Origin of the sequence: Paenibacillus terrae (assembly GCF_005217525.1) — a bacterium.
GTDB classification, from domain to species: Bacteria; Bacillota; Bacilli; order Paenibacillales; family Paenibacillaceae; genus Paenibacillus; species Paenibacillus terrae_C.
This window is the reverse complement of sequence record NZ_PNXQ01000011.1, coordinates 671-1,837: the sequence shown is the minus strand read 5'-3', so window position 1 is coordinate 1,837 and position 1,167 is coordinate 671. Positions and strand designations below refer to the sequence as shown.

General features: G+C 47.1%; 1 protein-coding gene. It reads right to left on the bottom strand.

The annotated features are described in order from the left end of the window. Positions 1-21: 21 nt before the first annotated feature. On the bottom strand, positions 22-1,167 hold a 1,146-nt coding region (locus C1I60_RS08870), incomplete at its 5' end, for an MFS transporter (protein WP_252361641.1).

Below are 1,167 nucleotides of genomic sequence, written 5' to 3'. Positions count from 1 at the left end.
CTATGTTTACAGGAAAAAACATTAAACCGCTGTCGTTTGCGTACCTTTGCTGTTCCATTTTACAGCCAGTCCTAAACTAAGGATGAGAATGACCGCCCCAAAAATGTACGGCAGATTAATATGCACCTCAAACAACGTACCCGCCAGCGCAGGTCCCAAAATATTACCGATACTCATATAGGCATTGTTCATCCCGGCTGCAACTCCCTGTTCATCACCGGCCATTTTGGATAAAGCCGTATTAATGGCTGGTCGCAGCAGCGACGTAGCAGTAAAGAAGATGAGTGATACCCCAAGTACATAATAAAAGTTGCCAGAAAGCAGCATAAGCACAAGAGAAATTGCGGAAAACAGAAAGGAGCCGATAATGACACCTTTTTCGCCAAAACGATTCAACAACGGACTGATCACAACCGCCTGAATCACCGTTCCGACCAGCGCCCCTACCGTAATAATGATCGCAATATCGCGCTCATTGTAATGAAACTTGCCTGTCACGAAGAAAGGAAACATAGTTTCAAAATGCGTCAACCCAAAGGTTAGAGTGAAAATCATAATCAACAGCATGAAGTACGGCTTGCGAAAAGAAAGTGCAAACTGCTTAATGACATTGTCGCGCTTGACTTTGACATTCCGGAATTTCAACTGTTTATCCATCGACAAGGTTTCGGGCAGCAAAACCAACGAAATCAGGGCAGCTACACCCGATACTCCCGCCGAAACGTACAAAGGCGTGCGTATCGAAATATCTGCCAGCAAACCGCCCACGCCAGGGCCGATAACAAACCCGAGAGACATGGCCGCGCCCAACAAACCCATTCCCCGACCGCGGTTGTGTACCGTCGTAATGTCGGCAATATAAGCCATCATCGGAGGAATCATAAAGGCAGCCCCTGCGCCTCCGAGCAAACGGGATATATACAGCATCGTCAACGAATGCCCTATAGCAAATAATACTGAAGAAATCGTCATGATCACCAAACCGATAATGATCATTTTTTTGCGTCCGTATTTATCGGACCATTCACCAGCCAACGGTGAAAACAGAAACTGGGTCAAGCCGAATACGGCAACCAGGTAGCCTCCCGTTTCACCAGTGCCTCCCAGGGAACCCATAAATTTGGGGAGGATCGGAATGATGAGGCCAATTCCCAGCATGGCAATAAA